This window comes from Spirosoma pomorum (assembly GCF_054776615.1).
The window spans coordinates 1-17,581 of record NZ_BAAHBP010000032.1 but is presented as its reverse complement, the minus strand read 5'-3'; the positions used below and the strand labels follow the sequence as shown (position 1 = coordinate 17,581).

Here is a 17,581-nt window from a genome sequence, read left to right as displayed (position 1 = left end):
ACGTATCAATCCGAAGTAAGATACTGTTAGTCAAAGGAAAGAGCAAGCTTTTGACTAGCTACTTACCCAGTAAAAAAATAGCCCGACAGAATCGTCGTCCTGTCGGGTATCCAGTTTACTAATCAGGCTTATTGTACAGGTTATTCTCAGTACGCATACCAGGATTTTGACGTTGCACGGCAAGACGGATGCGCTGAAAGTTTCGGTTCGCTCGGCTAGAAAAAGTTGGTTACCAGCCTGACGCTTTCCCACCAGTTCACTGACGGTTCAACGGGTTGGAATGAATATATCATGGTTTCCTCCGGCAAGTCTTCTGCCGACGGTTGAACAGTCTTATTATGGGCGCGTTGTAAGCTCCCGTAAAAATCATCCTCGGAGCGGGACAACAACAGGCCTAAGGCTGAGGTTCGGTTGGTTTCATTGGATGCATGGGTACGTTTCATGGCGATGGCTTATTCAGTTTGGCCGCTGTTTCACGGAGTAAGCAGGTGACGTACAAATTCGCCATTCAACAACATAAGGGTTTTCGTAGGCGGGCGCTCGTTAATTGCCCGCTTTTATTACTGTTACGCCCTAGTCAGGTAAACCGTTGCAATTCCTCCGATCATTTTTGGGTACCAGATGATATGTGTTGACAAACAGCCGCTTTCATCGACGAAAGGCATAAAAAAACTCCTGCCACAGTAAGTCGTGGCAGGAGTTTTCAGCAAAGTATGTATCGCTAAAGTCCCGACGTAATGTACAGACGTAATCGCATCCGATCGGTTGTGCGCTGGCCTGATCCTAGGCTCAGGCGCTGCACTAACGCGCGTAAATCACCAGCCCCCGGGGTCCCATTACTGGTAGTAGCCACGATCAATGGCCGGTTTGGAATTCGGCGCCGAATAACCTGACCGATGTAGTAAGTCAAATCATACGTGTACGAGTCAAGAAATTCTGGCCCGCCGTTATTGTAAACATAGCCAGCCGCAGCAGCCGTGTTACCAAGATTACCAGCCGGGACAGCCCCTATGATTTCATTCTGGGTGTTACTCTCGAACAAATACAGCTGAGCCGGCGGAGTCGCATTGTCGAACAGATTACGTCGGATAGGACCTAACTCTAATGTCGCCCCATTTAGTCCTGCGTACGCTTCGGGACGCTCAAACTGGCCCAGGTAAGGAAACGTAATTTTGGTTCTCAATCCTACACCCGGAGCCACGTAAGTCTGTTGGCCGGTTTGTGCGCTACTGACTTCATCGGTTCTGGTTTTCAGCGACGCCAGGGGTGTACCACTACGATCGGCCAGGAACTGGCTGTAGTTGATCGTCCCGAAGGAGAAATACAGCGTATTAGCTGTTTGAGTAACACCACCTATGTCCCGGTAATACAAGCGAAGACCGGAGGCTCTGAACGCCGAGAAGGCAGCAAATAGGTTTTCGTTTGTTGAACTAACAAGCGCAAACCCTTTCCAGAACTCGTTCATGGTCGCTACGTTGTTAATATCGCCACTTAGCAAACGAGTGTAGAATTCCTGGGCCATCGCGTCAGGAATCCGGAACCGGATCCGGCGGGCTCCCGTATTTGGGCGCAGTAAAAATGAGCGCTGGAAGAGTGGCTTTTCATCGTAGGCAACCACGCTGCTGTTGGTGTAGAACAAATTAGGATCCAATGGCTGCCGCAGCTGGTGGATCGCCATGTTAAACGTTTTCGACGTATCACCGTACGTATACGTGTACCCCAACTCCAGCACCAGCGAATCCAGGCGCAGGTTCGTTGCGCCCTGCAAGCTGTTAGCGGGATAAGTCAGTGACGAAAAACCACGGGCAATCAGCTTCCCGGTATTGGCGTCGTTCCAGTTTCCCACCACCATGTTGGAGTCCAGCGAGGTCGTGTACGATTCAGGAACGGCAATGGTCGACGTCCGGATCGTCACCGTATCAATAGACTGAATATCCAGCTCCTGTGGATTAATGACAGATTGGCCAACATCAAGATCTCCCGACCGACAGGCCCATAACGCAGCGACGGCCAGCAGAACAAGCAGACCCGATAACCACGATGTGCGCATAAAAAGTATAGAGTAAGAATGACGATCGGCTGGCCATTTAGTTGATGACCAGCCGATCAATGAATTACGGTACGTTGACGCCCAGTTGATGCAATTCTGCGGGAGTAACCGTTGGCGGTATCTGTCCCTGTCGCAGCTTTTCAACAACCCGTTTACCAACCCGTTGGGCTTGTTGCTCATTGACAAAGCCGCGATTACCAACGCCCCCCGGAATGGTTGGCTGATTGATTACTTCTGAACCGTTCATCAGCACGGAATAGCCCCAGCCGGTTTTTGACTGAAACACCTCCAGTTCGTAACGATCCTGTCGCTTGTACAGAAGGTATACCGTAACGATGGCTAACCCCAGTAGTATCAGAACCAACCCCTGCCGAATCATGCGCGGCCGACGTTCACTTGTCATGCAGCACTGGCTTAGTTATTGTCGGTATCCTGTGCTACGGTCGGATCAAAAATCCACAGATCATCGTTACGCGCCGACGAGCTACCTCCTGTTGTTACGTACCCTTTCCCGTTAATAGCAAAACCAAGCGCGTACTGACGTGCGCTCCCTTCGAACACACCCAGCGATGACCACTTATCTGTTGCTGGTTCGTAACGCCAGACCGTTTTATCACTGGCATTTCCCAGCGTGATATAGCCGTAGTTTTCAATGGCAAAACCCACTCCGAAGCTACGTGCTACACCAGCGTTATCGCTCACGCTGAAGTTGTTTTTCTGCGTCCACAGATCCTGTGCAGGATCATACGCCCACCAATCACCTTCTGGAGTACCATTGTTATTTCCGGTTCCGACATAAGCAATGTTGTTGATGACGAAGCTCGCAGCGCCAATCCGTTTCGAACCACCATAGCTGGCCACTTTCGTCCAGGCGGCCGTTGCTGGGTTGTACGACCAGAAGTCTTTCAGATAGTTCCCATCATAACCGCAACCCACGTATCCTTTGTTGGCCGCAGAGAAAGCAACAGCCTGATCACGTCCTGAGCCACCAAAATCGGCAATCCGTTTCCAGGTGTTTGCTGTCTGATCGTACTCGTAGAAATCGTTCAGCCGCTCGCTGTTAATGTTCGTTCCCAAGCCGACGTACCCTTTCGTACCAACGGCAAAGCCTACACCGAAGGCACGAGCTGCACCGACGGTCATGGCTGCGGGTTGGGTCCAGGTATTACGTTGCGCGTTGTACGCCCAGAAATCGTTCAACCGTTCGCCATTGCTGTTAACACCCGTACCGATGTAGGCTACGTTACCAATCACGAAGCTAACCCCTCCGTAGCGAGCTACACCTTCCAGGTCGGAACCTCTCTTCCAGTCGCCCAGCGTCGCTGTCGTTTCCGTTTTATTACATCCAATTAAGAGACCAGTCCAGGCAACGCAGAGTGCACCCAGCACCCAGTTTATTCGAAGTTGACGGTTAAAGTTACGCGACGATGAGGTCCCGGTCAGGGGTCGTTGAAACAAACGAATCATGAGTGATTATAAAGTAATAAAACAAAAATTCAGGTACTGCATAAATCCGAAAACCTTTACCACGCCAGCCTGACACGGTAAAGGTTTGGACATTTTCTTTATAAAATGGCTACTCTTACCAATGTAACGTTTTTAAATCCTTGATCATACGTCCCCCACCCGCTTTGCGCTGAATAGAAGAGTTCAGCAAAGTTAACTGATTTCCTGATTTAACCGCCCGTCGCGCACCAACAGAACTTCCGGTGATCTGTTGAAGGGCTTCGTTCAGCAAATCCTCCTGCACACTGCCCAGCGGTTGTAAAACAGCGGGCTCCTCTACCTCGATCGTTGGCGTAAAACCAGTTGCATAATCCGACTGTCCCAGGCTGTTGAACGACTTGAATACGATCGGCTGCATGCCCCATTTTATCTCGCCCGAATCGTCAGTTATGGTAATAGACCCCACATTCTTCCCATGGGTTGTAGTGCCAATTGTAATTACTGACATATAAGGACGTAACCCGTTAATTATCAATTCACTGGCTGAAGCTGTTTGATCGGTTGTCAGTACAAAAACACGCTGTAGATTAGCCCCAATGTTTTGTGCCTTACTGACGAAATTCTGAACAAAAAAGCTGCTACCATATTGCTTGGTCAGGTAGGGCGTCAGTACGCTATTCCACTCTTCTTTGAAGTACACATTACTGCTGCTGATTCCTTTCCCAATCAGGCTGGCCAGGTTCGCCGATGACGAGGTATAACCGCCGGGATTATAACGTAGATCCAGTACCAACTCGTTTACCCCCTGATTCTTAAAAAAACTAAAAATTGCGTCGACCTGCGCGTCGTACTCATTGGCGGAGCTGTTGTTAGCCCCCGGAACAAACTGATTATAGACCAGATAACCGACCTTTTTGCTGCCGTATGTATAGACCGAATCCATGAAAACCGGATTTTCCTGATAGACAGTCGACGTTACGGACACCGACCGATCCGTGTCGGTTAATGATGACCCACTTAGGGACGCGAAACCAAACGTAAAAGTTGTCCCCGAGAACAGGAGACTGGCGTAGTTATCCTTGGTGAGCAACTGACCGTTGACCTTAGAGATGATATCCCCCCGCTTGATACCCGCTTTTTCGGCGGGTGAGTTGGGCAGCACGTACAACACCTGCGCAATAACACCCGTCGAGCCCGACGCCCGTAGAAACAGATTGTATTCCATACCCGTTGTCGTGGTTTCGCCACTCAGGCTGGACGTGAGTTCCTGGGCGCTTTCCTCAATCCAGGAGAAACGGTCGCCATTAGGATTCGTCGTGGCATCGTAATGGTACAGGATCGACTCAAAGAAATCAGACGGGGCCTGGGTTTTGTCCGGATTCGACGGGAGCTTGTCGTTCCAGTAATAGTAAGACTGCATGTTCTCAAGAATCCAGTCGTTTACCTTCTGGTTCTCGGCAATCGTCGCATCCGACGTTGGCGTCACCTCGTCTTCCGCGTGTTTGCAGGCCGATACGGTTACTATCATAGCGCCAGCTATAGCACAGATCTTCAGGAAATTAATTGCCATAAACTGGCTTGCGCTGTTCATAAATGAGTTTTTCATTGTGTACCGTTTACAGGTAGCGACCAACCGCCCCAATCTGTCCATATGTACGCGGGATTTTCTCATGATGTTGCAGCAGGACTGATAAAGTATCGAGAAACAGGAAGAATGAGTCTGTATAACGATAGATATTATCTGTAGACCATATAGAACATCAAGTATTTACGTCGAAAGCCAGTTCGAACGTAAATACGGCGCAACCGCCGGAAGTCCTTTTCCCGCTTACGAAGGAATCCCCTTTTGGAAAACCGGATAAGTAGATAGGCTTTCTTTGTATATTTGATAGATAAAATCGACTTCAACTCATTTTTCTGTGGAACGACGCAGCGCGCTTAAAACGATGGCGGGCACCGTTGGTGGTCTGATTAGCCTGCCCGCCTGGGCAACTGGCTGGACGACCGAAACGGTATCTTTGAACCGCCCATTTATTTCTCGTCAACAGGAAACTCTCCTGGCCTCTCTAACCGAAACGATCATTCCCAAAACGGACACGCCCGGTGCCAGGGAGCTTAATGTGCACCAGTTCATTCAGAAAGTTGTTGCCGATTGTTACGACAAGACTGCACAGACCAAGTTTCAGAAAGGTCTGGACGCGGCTGATGAACTAGCGAAAAAATCATTTGGCAAATCGTTCAGCGAGGGCGACCCAACGCAGCAGGCAACTGTTCTTACCCAGCTTTCTCAATCCAGCGATTCTGATCTGAAGGATTTTTATTCGATGGTAAAGGGCCTGACGATCAAAGGCTACCTGAACTCCGAATACGTCATGACCAATCTGACAAATTTTCAGTTTATGCCCGGTCATTACTACGGCTGCGTTCCTGTACCGGCCAAAACCGGCACCAAATCTGAGTAACTTCCGACCTCTTTTAAGCAACGATATGTCTTATTTCAATATAGACGCCCAGGCCCAGAACACCTACGATGCCATTGTGATTGGCTCGGGGATCAGCGGGGGCTGGTCGGCCAAGGAATTAACCGGTAAAGGTCTTCGTACACTCGTTCTGGAACGGGGTCGCGACGTGCGGCACATTACGGATTACCCGACGACCATGACGCAACCCTGGGAGTTTGAGCACCGGGGGCAACTGACGCGGGAGATGAAGGATGCCAATCCGATCATCAGTCGCTGCTACGCGTTTTACGAAGGAACGCATCAATTTTTCGTCAAAGATGCCGAGCATCCGTACGTTCAGGAGAAACCCTTCGACTGGATTCGTGGCTATCAGGTAGGTGGCAAATCACTGATGTGGGCCCGGCAAACGCAGCGGTGGAGTGATTTCGATTTCGACGGTCCCGCCCGCGACGGTTTTGCCGTCGACTGGCCAATTCGCTACGCCGATCTAGCTCCCTGGTACAGCTACGTCGAGCGATTTGCTGGCATTACTGGCAATAAAGATGGGCTGCCTAACCTGCCTGACGGCGAGTTTTTGCCGCCCCACGAATGGAACTGCGTCGAGAAGCATTTTCAGAAAGAAATGTCGAAGCGGTACAAAGACCGGCACGTTATTATGGGTCGGGCGGCTCATATCACCCAGCCCCAGCCAATCCATACCCAGCAGGGACGGGCGCAGTGCCAGCACCGAACCATCTGCGAGCGGGGTTGTCCGTTCGGCGGCTATTTCAGCAGCAATTCCTCGACCATCCCCTGGGCGGCCAAAACGGGTAAGCTGACGTTACGTCCTAACTCGGTCGTACACTCGATCATTTATGACGAGCAGAAAGGTAAAGCAACCGGCGTTCGGATAATCGATACCGAAACGAAACAAATGAAGGAGTACTACGCCCGCATCATCTTCCTGAACGCGGCCGCGCTGAACTCCAACCTGGTGCTTTTAAACTCTACTTCGCATCGGTTCCCGAACGGGCTGGGCAACGACAGTGGTACACTGGGAAAATACGTGGCCTTCCACAACTACCGGGCGGGTATTTCGGCGGAGTTCGACGGTAATCTCGATTCTACTACCGACGGGCGTCGGCCGAACAGTCCCTACATTCCCCGGTTCCGGAACCTGCACAAACAGGAAACCGACTTCCTGCGTGGCTACGCAGCTGGCTTTTCGGCGAACCGCTCGAGCAGAACGAATCAGGAAGGATTCGGCGCCGACCTAAAGCACAACCTGCTACACCCAACGCTGGGCGGCTGGAACGTTGGCTCACACATGATGGGCGAAACTATTCCGAAAGAATCAAACTACGTAGCGCTCGATTCGAGCCTCAAAGATCCGTTCGGTATTCCGCAGCTCAAAATCTCGATTGCCTACGACGACAACGACGAGAAAATGGTGAAGGATTATCAGGAACAGATGACCGAAATGTTCTCCGCAGCTGGTTTCACGAACATCCGCCTGCGCGACGATCACCGTAATCCAGGACTAGACATTCACGAAATGGGCGGAGTCCGGATGGGTAAGGATCCGAAGACGTCGATGCTGAATAAGTGGAACCAACTCCACGCGGTGAAGAACGTATTCGTCACCGATGGGGCCAGCATGACCTCTACCTCAACTCAGAACCCGTCGCTAACGTACATGGCAATGAGCGCCCGCTCTGCCGATTACGCCGTGAAGGCGATGAAAAAAGGGTTGCTCTAAAAGCGATTTGTTTTAGGAAAAAGCAGATAACCCCGACCAGTTTGGTCAGGGTTATCTGCTTTTAGAAAGCCTGTTTTCTCTATGCCGTTACAGTACGCTGCTCAACGCAATCGATGATGGTTTCAGCCTCTTCGAGACCCGTAGCTGCTAGCTTAGCACTCTTCGCACCATCGTAAGCCATGTCCAGGTGCAATACCTGATAGGCCGTCAAAAAAGCATTCAGGATCTTTTTATCCTGCTTCGCCAAATTTTGCTTATACCAGTAACGTCCTTGCGACCTTTCCCTTTTTTCCTAGAAGTTCATCCAATGCCACGAGTACACCAACGTAGGCAGTGTGACCAGCCATTTTGACGTATTTACTATCCTGGTAGTAACCATCTTCTTTATGCGCTTTATTACGCAGGATTTCGCGGGCGTTGTCGAGGTATCATTTTGCTTCCTGAACGGTATTCATGACCTCTGATTCTGGTATGCACGTTGGTAATTTACCTGAGCAAATAGCACAAACCACCTCATAAACGTATCAGAATCGGCGCAATTTTGTCTTGATTGTCAACCTTAGCTCATTACTTGTAAGCGGGGATACCGGTGATGTAAGCGCCCAGAATGAGCAGGTGAACGTCATTGGTACCTTCGTACGTACTTACCGACTCCAGATTCATTAGGTGGCGCATGACAGGATAATCACCCGTAATACCGATCCCACCCAGAATCTGGCGGGAGGCCTGTGCGGCCCGCTGTGCTACGTTGATGTTGTTTCGTTTCGCCAGCGAAATCTGGGCGGTGGTTGCTCTGTCTTCGTTTTTCAACATTCCCAGTCGCCAACAGAGCAATTGCGCCTGAGTGATACTCGTCAGCATTTCGGCCAATTTTTCCTGAACCAGTTGAAAACTGGCAATGGGCTTGTCGAACTGAATACGTTCGGCTGCGTAGCGCCGGGAGACTTCGTAGCATTCCATCGCAATACCGAGGGCACCCCACGCGATACCGTACCGAGCCTGGTCCAGGCATTGCAGAGCCGTTTTTAACCCGAGTGCTTCGGGAAGAAGGTTTTCCTTGGGCACGCGCACGTCCTGGAAAATCAACTCGCCAATGGCACTGGTCCGTAACGACCATTTCTTGTCAATCTCGTTCGCGGTGAAGCCGTCCATTCCTTTCTCCAGAATCAGCGCCCGGATTTTCCCCTGGTCGTTCTTCGCCCAGACAATAGCAATGTCAGCGATAGGCGCGTTGGTAATCCAGAGCTTAGAGCCGTTCAGCAGGTAATAGTCGCTGCGCTCGATGAAGTTGGTTTCCATACCACCGGGGTCAGACCCGTGGTTCGCTTCAGTCAGGCCAAAGCATCCTAACAGTTCACCGCTGGCCAGCCGGGGCAGGTATTTCTCTTTTTGCTCGTCGGTCCCGAACGTATTGATCGGGTACATAACTAATGAGCTTTGTACTGATACGCAGGATCGAATACCCGAATCGCCCCGCTCAATCTCCTGTAGCATCAACCCGTAGGATATCTGATCGAGCCCTCCCCCGCCGTATTTTGTGGGAATAGTAGGACCGAACGCACCGATTTTGCCGAGTTTAGGAACCAGCTGGGCTGGAAACTCGGATCGTAAGGCATAATCTTCAATGATGGGTGTGATTTCTCGTTTGACGAAATCACGCGCGGCCGAACGGACAAGTTTATGCTCTGCCGTTAGTATGTCGTCGAGCTCGTAAAAGTCAGGCGATTCGTAGGAGTCTACCTTCCGTTGCGGGGTCGTATTTGCTGGTTGCATAGGGGGTTAACCCCAAACCGGCCCGCTTGTTGGCGACAGAAACGTTTTTGACCGGGCATTCCCCATAAACTCGCTGGCACCTACGCGGGTACTTGTTTACCGCACGGCTACTCTTTTGTCAAATGTACGGTTACGGTACTGTCTTTTAACGTATAACCAGCTTCTTCGGCCTGAATAAAGTAGCGGCTGCTTTTCGCTTCGGACCCGTTGACGGGGTCTATTTTTAACGTATCGTTTTCAATCGTCCAGGTGAAATCCTGGTTGGTTGCCATGGTGCCCGCTTCGGCCGTATAAACACCCGTGTTGTTATTTTTAAATGAGTATTTAGCTTTCATATTCGCCATCATTGCCATCATCAAGGATGCCATCGGGTTGTTGCTGTTCGCGTTTTTAGGAATATCTAGTTTCGCCTGAAACGTCTTTCCTTCTAGATCTCCTTCCGATACAGCCGATGATGAGCAGGCAACCAATGTTAGGATGGCCAGGCATACAAGTAGGGTTGATTTCATAAAGCGGGATTTGATAAAAGGCCAAATGTAGAATAAATCCGGCGGAGGTAGCTGCCTTCACTCACAGCCGGACTGGCTTGTCAGTATAGGTAGCAGCAGATTTCGATGTCAGGCCAACTCCAAGCCACTCGCTTGTTAGCTTCTGCGCATCCCAGGAAATCGTAAACTATGCCAGAGACGATTAATTCGAATTCCGCGAACCAATAGTGCAGTTCCCAAAATCCCTTACGTAGAGTTTTACGTCAAAAATGAACTATCTCCGCTTAGTACAGTAATTCTGCTAAAAAACTATCTCTTTTCTAGATTTTTCCCACTAACTAAATTTTACCATAACAATTGCGTTTATTTTGTTGGTAAGAGACAGTTATCAGTCAGTTCGTTGATTGGTCGCTCTTTTCTTGCTCTCTACTTTATCCATAAAACATACATTCTTCTCAAGGGTGTATTTTACCTGAACTAGTATGTCCCACTACCGCAACTCTCCCATTCGCGTCTTTATCGATGGTGAACCGGTCCAGCTTAAACCCGCTGGTGGCAACCGGTTCCGATCCAAGAAATTCGAATATCAGATCGAGTACGACAGCTCCGGCAAATTGATCGGCAAAGTCGTCCGGCCACTCAATCAAGCTTCGGCCGACGGTTCTTCCGAACGGACTGCCTGATTTATCTAGCTGGTTATCTCCTTCAATCCCCGCTGAATCAGCGGGGATTTTTATTTCCCCAGAGTTTCCTTTGATCAAGAGTCTTCTATGACCAGCCTTTCATACCCCTTTACGCCCCTTTAATCACAGAACCAGCCATTAGTTGTGGGAGCTGTCTAGCTTTACAAGCGTACACCCTCTTACCTCCTCTGATGCAGCTAACGATTCAAAACCTCTCCAAAACTTATTCGAATGGCGTAAAAGCGCTGGACAACGTATCACTCACGATCCCAACCGGCATGTACGGCCTGCTGGGGCAGAATGGCGCGGGAAAATCAACGCTGATGCGTACCCTCGCTACGTTGCAGGATGCCGATAGCGGTTCGGCAACATTAGGTAGTGCCAATACCAACCAGATTGACGTACTGCACCAGAAAGAAGCTATCCGACAGGTGCTGGGCTATCTGCCGCAGGAATTTGGGGTCTACCCGAAAGTATCAGCCACAGACCTGCTCGATTACATGGCGGTTCTGAAAGGCGTAACCAACAGCCGGGAACGTAGTGATTTGGTAGCCGCTCTCCTCAATCGAGTGAACCTGTTTGAACACCGAAAAAAGGCAGTCAGCAGCTACTCCGGTGGGATGAAGCAGCGCTTCGGTATTGCGCAGGCCCTGATTGGCAATCCAAAACTCATCATCGTGGATGAACCCACGGCGGGCCTCGATCCGGGCGAACGGAACCGGTTCTACAACCTACTGTCGGAAATCGGCGAAAATGTCATTGTTATTCTGTCGACTCATATCGTGCAGGACGTAATGGAACTGTGTCGCAACATGGCCATTATTCACCGGGGCAAGGTTTTATACAGCGGCTCCCCACTGGATTCGGTAGATAGACTGAACGGAAAGATCTGGCAGAAATCCATTGAGAAGGCTACTCTTCCCGACTACGCTGAACGCTACAGCCTGATCTCCAATAAACTGGTAGCGGGCAAACCGCTTATTCACGTTTACAGCGACGTGGACCCGATGGACAACTTCACGCCTGCTAAGCCTGATTTGGAGGATGTATTTTTCTCTACCATCAACAACAGCAATTAGACACCCACGCTGATACGGCAGGCGGTTCTTTATTCCTTTCTTCCTCTCCTTCTGAAACCCTATGTTCTCCTACCTCTTCGCGTTCGAGATACGCTACTGGCTACGGCAGCCAATGGTGTATATATTCACGCTGGTCAATGTACTGATGTTTGCTTGGGCGGCAGCCTCCAACGACCTGACCATTGGTGGTTCTTTCGGTAATATTTACAAAAATGCGCCTTACGTTATCCAGACCCAGTACGGCATCTGGTGCCTGTTTGCGTTACTGATGACCACGGCCTTTATACAAAACGCGGCTATTCGTGATTTCAGCTATAAAACGAACCAGATCATTTTCTCGTCGCCCATCCGCAAGTTCGATTACCTGGCCGGGCGGTTTCTGGGGTCGTATTTGGTTTCGCTAATTCCCTTCCTCGGGATTTCGCTGGGCATTTTGCTCGGAACGGCGATTGGCCTGACCACGGGTTCCATCGATTTCGATCGATACGGTCCAATCGTCTGGTCGGCGCACCTGAATAGTTTCCTCATTTTTGCCATTCCCAATACGTTCATCAGCGGGGCTTTTATTTTTACGCTGGCTGCCCTCTCTCGCTCGACTATCGTTTCCTTTATCGGCGCGATCATCCTGATCGTTATGTATGGTATTTCGAGCAGTTTCCTGAGCGACGTAGAAAACGAGAATCTTGCCTTTTTTGTGGATGCCTTTGGGGCGCGCCCTTTCGAACTGATCACAAAATATTGGACCGTCAGCGATAAAAATACCCGCTCGGTTGGGCTGGATAACCTTCAGATGCTGATGAACCGGTTGATCTGGATGGGTCTGGGGGCGGGATTACTGGTCTTTACGTATGTGCGCTTCTCGTTTGCCGACCGGGCGGTTCGGATGACTCGTCGTCAGCGGAAACGGATGAAACAGGAAGCCGATCAGCAACCGCTGTTCACACCCCTACAGCCGTTGCCTACCGTACACGTTTATAGCACGAATGCAGCCCGTCTAACGCAACTCTGGCACATTGCCCGGTCGGAATTCCTGGGTATCGTGACTGGCACCGCATTTATCGTAATTCTGCTGGCGGGAATGATGAACATGGGGTTCTCGCTGCAGTACTCCGACCGGACATACGGCCTGATGTCATACCCTGTTACGTATCAGGTAATCGATCTCATTCGGGGAACAATGTATCTGTTCCTTATCGCTATCATCGTTTTTTACTCGGGCTCAGTTATCTGGAAGGAACGCGACGCCGATCTGGATCAGATTTACGACGCCATGCCCAACCGCACCTGGCCAGTGTTCGCCGGCAAATTGCTGGCCCTGATTGGTATGGTTGCCGTAATCCAGCTCGTCTGCATTCTCGCGGGCATGCTAACCCAGGTGCTGAAGGGCTACACGAACATTGAGCCGGGCCTGTACCTGACCGAGTTTTTCGCGATCGATCTGCTTCGTTTTATTCCGTTGATTGTCCTATCGATGCTCGTCCACACGTTAGTCAACCAGAAGTACGTCGCCTTTTTCGCGTTTATCGTCGTCCTGATCGCTAATGCTTACGTATGGACACCGCTGGACGTAAGCAGTAACCTGGTCCAGTTCAATGCGTCGCCGGACTATACGTATTCTGACATGAACGGCTTTGGCCCATTCATAGCCGCTTATGCCTGGTTCCGACTGTACTGGACACTGGTTTCTGCGCTGTTAGCCATGGTCGCGATTCTGTTTTGGGTACGCGGCCGGGATACCAGCTGGCGGGATCGCTTTCGGAATGCCCGACTGCATCTGGCAGGAACGAACGGTCGGCTGGTGGTGGGGCTCGCTGTTGTTCTGCTACTGTGTGGTGGTTTCATCTTCTACAACACTAGCGTGTTGAATCAGTATGAAACGAACAAGCAGCAGGAAAAACGGCAGGTGGCTTATGAACTGAAATACAAAAAATACCAGCACGTTCCGCAACCCCGTATCAGCGATGTGAAGTACAACATTGATGTGTACCCGAAGCAGCGTAACCTGACCGTCAACGGTGATTTTGTGCTGGTAAATCGAAGTAGTTTCCCAATTGATTCACTGCACATTACGTTACCGAATCGACTTGAGTATGCCATCCGTGTTGACCAGGCTACACTGGCGATGAATGACTCACTGTTGCAGTATCAGATTTACCACATGAGTCCGGCGTTGGCTCCCGGCGATTCTGTTCACCTGCGCTACACGGCGAAGAAAATCACCCGCGGCTTTGAAAATGAAGTAACCCTGACCAAGCAGATCAATCAGAACGGTTCCTTCTTCGACAACAGCGATATAGCCCCACAAATTGGGTATCAGGAATCGTTTGAGTTGAACGACAAAAACAAACGACGCGAGTACGACATAGGACTAAAAGATCGTATGTCTTACCTGACTCGCAACTGCACCGACCGTTGCATGAATACGTACATCAGTAACAACTCCGACTGGGTAATGGTCGAAACCACCATTAGCACGTCCGACGATCAGTTGGCAGTGGCTCCCGGCTCACTGCTCAAGGAGTGGAAACAGACCGACGCAAATGGCAATCCCCGGCATTACTACCATTACAAACTGGACCATCCATCACTAAATTTCTATTCGTTTATTTCAGCGAAGTACGAAGTGGCCCGTGAGAAGTGGAACGGCATCGACGTGGAAGTTTACTATGACAAGAAGCATCCGTACAACGTCAAAAACATGCTGAATTCAGTGAAGAAGTCGCTGGCGTATTACACCAAAAACTTTGGCCCATACTACCACAAACAGGCCCGGATCATTGAGTTTCCGCGCTATGCTACGTTCGCGCAGGCGTTCCCCGGCACCATGCCTTATTCGGAGGGCATCGGCTTTATTGCTCAGATCGACCCGAAAGAAGATATCGACATGGTTTACTACGTCGTAGCGCACGAGATGGGGCACCAGTGGTGGGCGCACCAGGTTGTTGGAGCCGATATGCAGGGCGCTACGTTGCTGTCGGAGACAATGGCACAGTATTCAGCCCTGATGGTGATGGAAAAAGAGTACGGCAAAGACCGGATGAAGAAGTTCCTGAAGTACGAAATGGATCAGTATCTCTCGGCGCGGGGAAGCGAATCGCAGCAGGAAGTACCACTCGAAAGGGTTGAAAACCAGGGCTACATCCACTACCGAAAAGGCAGCGTGGTCATGTATTACCTGAAGGAAATGATCGGCGAAAAGGCGGTAAATAACTCCCTGCACGAATTGGTTCAGCAGTATGCCTACCGCCGTCCACCCTACCCGAATGCTTACGCGCTGGTGGATCTGTTCAAGAAAAACACGCCTGACTCGTTGCAATACGTTATCCAGGACCTGTTCGAAGAGATGACCATTTTCAATAACCGGGCGCTGACCGCATCGTACAAGAAACAGACGAACGGAAAGTACGAGGTTACGGTGTCTGTGCAGAGCGAGAAGCTACGCGCCGATTCCCTGGGTTCTGAAAAACCTGTTCCGCTCAACGACTGGATTGACGTGGGCGTCTACGGCAAACCTACCGATGGGAAAACGCAGGGTAAGCTCCTGGCTATTCGGCGCGAAAAAATGCGCAACCCCAAAGGAACCTATACATTCACCGTAACGGAGGAGCCATACCAGGCTGGTATTGACCCCATTAATTACCTCGTTGACCGGATTCCCGACGACAACCTCAAGAAAGTAGTTCAGCGCTAAGAATCGGCTCTCGGACAAAACAGCCCGTCCTGTGCGAAATTAGCCGTATTTTCGCCGGACGGGCTGTTTGTTAGGTATTGCCCGCCAACGCTGTGACCGATTATCAACCGCAACTCCGAACCGTCAACGTCGTTCGTTACGTCACGCCCCTGCGAGAAGGTGGCTCGCTGCCTGCTCTGGTGGAAGCCGACGATGATTTTTTGTACGTCCTTAAATTTCGCGGGGCGGGCCAGGGTACTAAAGCCCTCGTTGCCGAGCTAATCGCCGGGGAGATTGCCCGCGCGCTTGGCCTGCGACTACCGGAATTGGTATTTGCCCAACTGGACGAAGCCTTTGGCCGCACCGAGCCCGACGAAGAAATTCAGGATTTATTACGCGCCAGCGAAGGATTAAATCTCGCCCTGCATTACTTATCCGGCGCCATTACGTTCGATCCGCTGATTACGACAGTCGATGCGATGACAGCTTCGATGATCGTCTGGCTCGACTGTCTGGTCACCAACGTTGACCGGACGGTGCGCAACACGAACATGCTAATCTGGCACAAGGAATTATGGCTGATTGACCACGGTGCATCACTGTATTTTCACCATTCAGGCATGAACTGGGAAGAACAGAGCAAACGTCCGTTCGTGCAGATTAAAGATCACGTGCTGCTGCCGCAGGCATCGGAGCTGGAAGCCGCCGACGCCCAGGCGAAGCAAATTCTAACCCCCGAACGTATTGCGGCCATTGTATCGATTGTACCAGACGACTGGCTCACCGACAACCTCGATTTGTCGCCCGACGAGCTGCGGCAGATCTACGTCAATTTCTTAACTACCCGAATCGCTACGTCCGACGTTTTTGTTCATGAAGCTCAGCACGCCCGAAAAGCACTTATTTGAGTACGCCGTTATTCGCGTAATGCCGCGCGTCGAACGGGGGGAATTTCTCAACGTCGGCGTGATTTTGTACTGCGCTCCTCAGGGGTTTTTGAAAACCAGATTTGAATTGAACGAGGAGCGATTACGCGCCTTCGCGGGCAAGATCGACCTGGCCGAGCTAACCGAACGACTACAGGCCTTCGAGCGTATCTGCAACGGGCGGGCAACGGGCGGAGCTATCGGCCAGCTAGCAGTAGCGTCCCGGTTTCGCTGGCTGACGGCTACCCGCAGCACCGTCGTTCAAACCTCCCCCGTCCACCCCGGCCTCTGTACCAACGCGGGTGAAACGCTGGATCGGTTATTTGACGAGTTGGTGAAGTAACGCTTTGACTGACTTTGGTCAAATCAGGAACTTTCAAGAGAGTATTCCTCCGCTACTGATACGAGTATGTATACTTTCTGTAGTAAGCTTTGTTGGTCGGATTAACCCAGGATTTGGAAGTCAGTAATCCATCGGAATCATACGAGACGTTGTACGTAATTTCTGACGTAACCGGTGATCCTAGCTTGTTATCCAGAATAGTTTCCTTGACTACATTATTTGATGACGGATTAAACAATTTCTCTACCACATCATCAGGATGCCCCTTAAATTTGGGCAATGTTGATCGAGGATTTGGCGCTTTATCATACAAATAGGTGGATATAACTGTAGACTCTTCATTCTTAACGAGATTCCCATTGGCATCGTAATTTCGTTGAGAAACAATATGTGATCCACTAGAAATCTTGGTTAATAAACCGATTGAATTAATTTCATAGTCTGTCGTCGAATTAGGAATCGATTCGGAGTATTTCACCAAAACTCCATTCTGAAAAACAAAGCTGGCTTTGCTCTGAAGCAGATTGTATTGTTCTTGAACATCACAAGAAAGTAGTTTTCCTTGCGCGTCATACCCAAACGTTCTCGTTTCTCTAAGGTATCGACGATTAGTATCAGAGAACTGAGACACGCTCTTGACTAATCGATCATTTGTATCATACTCATACCAATAGAGCCACTGTTCTGTCCCGGGAGTAGTGTATGAAAATGGAGAAGTAGTTGTCGTCTTTGTCAATAAAAATTTCTTCGCACTTACCACCAGCCTTTTATCATTGTATTCATAAACGGTTGTACCGTTTTTATTGACTGTAGCGACACTGGACGTATCGGATTGTGTTTCTTCTGATTTAGCTAAGAGTGTGTTGGGGAATCTAAAAAGCTGGTAGTCAGGTCAACTTTGTAGCGACCAAGCAACAAAAGCA

At 50.2% G+C, this 17,581-nt stretch carries 17 protein-coding genes; 7 read left to right on the top strand and 10 right to left on the bottom strand.

Annotated elements, in window-relative coordinates; all coding sequences use genetic code 11:
* Positions 1–215: 215 nt before the first annotated feature.
* The 5 genes from ACYVAD_RS19950 to ACYVAD_RS19930 all read right to left on the bottom strand — a co-directional run bounded on the left by ACYVAD_RS19950 (position 216) and on the right by ACYVAD_RS19930 (position 5,066).
* Complete coding sequence (locus tag ACYVAD_RS19950) at positions 216–443, bottom strand: hypothetical protein (protein WP_461141293.1); 228 nt, start codon at positions 441–443, stop codon at positions 216–218.
* A 278-nt stretch (positions 444–721) separates the two neighbouring features.
* Complete coding sequence (locus ACYVAD_RS19945; protein ID WP_461141292.1) at positions 722–2,050, bottom strand: DUF4270 family protein; 1,329 nt, start codon at positions 2,048–2,050, stop codon at positions 722–724.
* A gap of 64 nt (positions 2,051–2,114) precedes the next feature.
* On the bottom strand, positions 2,115–2,453 hold the full coding sequence (locus ACYVAD_RS19940) for a DUF4907 domain-containing protein (RefSeq protein WP_461141291.1): 339 nt from the start codon (positions 2,451–2,453) through the stop codon (positions 2,115–2,117).
* An 11-nt stretch (positions 2,454–2,464) separates the two neighbouring features.
* Entirely contained in the window at positions 2,465–3,517 is a 1,053-nt protein-coding gene (locus tag ACYVAD_RS19935) for a Kelch repeat-containing protein (protein WP_461141290.1), read from the bottom strand.
* Between the two features lie 115 nt (positions 3,518–3,632).
* Positions 3,633–5,066, bottom strand: coding sequence for a S41 family peptidase (locus tag ACYVAD_RS19930; RefSeq protein ID WP_461141389.1), 1,434 nt, complete (start codon positions 5,064–5,066; stop codon positions 3,633–3,635).
* A gap of 349 nt (positions 5,067–5,415) precedes the next feature.
* Between ACYVAD_RS19930 and ACYVAD_RS19925 the strand changes: the two genes are divergently transcribed.
* Together ACYVAD_RS19925 and ACYVAD_RS19920 are read left to right on the top strand one after the other, a co-directional pair.
* Entirely contained in the window at positions 5,416–5,958 is a 543-nt protein-coding gene (locus tag ACYVAD_RS19925; RefSeq protein WP_461141289.1) for a gluconate 2-dehydrogenase subunit 3 family protein, read from the top strand.
* A 25-nt stretch (positions 5,959–5,983) separates the two neighbouring features.
* Complete coding sequence (locus ACYVAD_RS19920) at positions 5,984–7,696, top strand: GMC oxidoreductase (protein WP_461141288.1); 1,713 nt, start codon at positions 5,984–5,986, stop codon at positions 7,694–7,696.
* Positions 7,697–7,775: 79 nt separating this feature from the next.
* On the opposite strand, the gene ACYVAD_RS19915 is transcribed toward ACYVAD_RS19920, so the two are convergent.
* From ACYVAD_RS19915 to ACYVAD_RS19900, 4 genes are all read right to left on the bottom strand, one after another.
* Positions 7,776–7,943: a DUF5618 family protein gene (locus tag ACYVAD_RS19915; RefSeq protein WP_461141287.1), complete on the bottom strand. Its 168-nt coding sequence runs from the start codon at positions 7,941–7,943 to the stop codon at positions 7,776–7,778.
* A gap of 7 nt (positions 7,944–7,950) precedes the next feature.
* Positions 7,951–8,100, bottom strand: a complete 150-nt coding sequence (locus ACYVAD_RS19910) for a DUF5618 family protein (protein ID WP_461141388.1) — start codon at positions 8,098–8,100, stop codon at positions 7,951–7,953.
* Between the two features lie 163 nt (positions 8,101–8,263).
* Entirely contained in the window at positions 8,264–9,469 is a 1,206-nt protein-coding gene (locus ACYVAD_RS19905; protein WP_461141286.1) for an acyl-CoA dehydrogenase family protein, read from the bottom strand.
* 107 nt (positions 9,470–9,576) lie between these two features.
* Positions 9,577–9,978, bottom strand: coding sequence for a hypothetical protein (locus ACYVAD_RS19900; RefSeq protein WP_461141285.1), 402 nt, complete (start codon positions 9,976–9,978; stop codon positions 9,577–9,579).
* Positions 9,979–10,439: 461 nt separating this feature from the next.
* Here ACYVAD_RS19900 and ACYVAD_RS19895 point away from each other — a divergent pair, with 461 nt between their 5' ends.
* The 5 genes from ACYVAD_RS19895 to ACYVAD_RS19875 all read left to right on the top strand — a co-directional run bounded on the left by ACYVAD_RS19895 (position 10,440) and on the right by ACYVAD_RS19875 (position 16,658).
* Positions 10,440–10,640 (top strand): hypothetical protein, encoded by a 201-nt coding sequence (locus ACYVAD_RS19895; RefSeq protein WP_461141284.1) that lies wholly within the window; start codon positions 10,440–10,442, stop codon positions 10,638–10,640.
* 191 nt (positions 10,641–10,831) lie between these two features.
* Complete coding sequence (locus ACYVAD_RS19890) at positions 10,832–11,719, top strand: ABC transporter ATP-binding protein (protein ID WP_461141283.1); 888 nt, start codon at positions 10,832–10,834, stop codon at positions 11,717–11,719.
* 61 nt (positions 11,720–11,780) lie between these two features.
* Positions 11,781–15,410, top strand: coding sequence for an ABC transporter permease/M1 family aminopeptidase (locus tag ACYVAD_RS19885; RefSeq protein ID WP_461141282.1), 3,630 nt, complete (start codon positions 11,781–11,783; stop codon positions 15,408–15,410).
* Positions 15,411–15,502: 92 nt separating this feature from the next.
* Positions 15,503–16,297 (top strand): HipA family kinase, encoded by a 795-nt coding sequence (locus ACYVAD_RS19880; RefSeq protein ID WP_461141281.1) that lies wholly within the window; start codon positions 15,503–15,505, stop codon positions 16,295–16,297.
* Entirely contained in the window at positions 16,263–16,658 is a 396-nt protein-coding gene (locus ACYVAD_RS19875) for a DUF3037 domain-containing protein (protein WP_461141280.1), read from the top strand. Before ACYVAD_RS19880 ends, ACYVAD_RS19875 begins: the two co-directional genes overlap by 35 nt.
* 52 nt (positions 16,659–16,710) lie before the next feature.
* Here ACYVAD_RS19875 and ACYVAD_RS19870 read toward each other — a convergent pair whose 3' ends face one another.
* On the bottom strand, positions 16,711–16,938 hold the full coding sequence (locus ACYVAD_RS19870) for a hypothetical protein (RefSeq protein ID WP_461141279.1): 228 nt from the start codon (positions 16,936–16,938) through the stop codon (positions 16,711–16,713).
* Positions 16,939–17,581 lie beyond the last annotated feature (643 nt).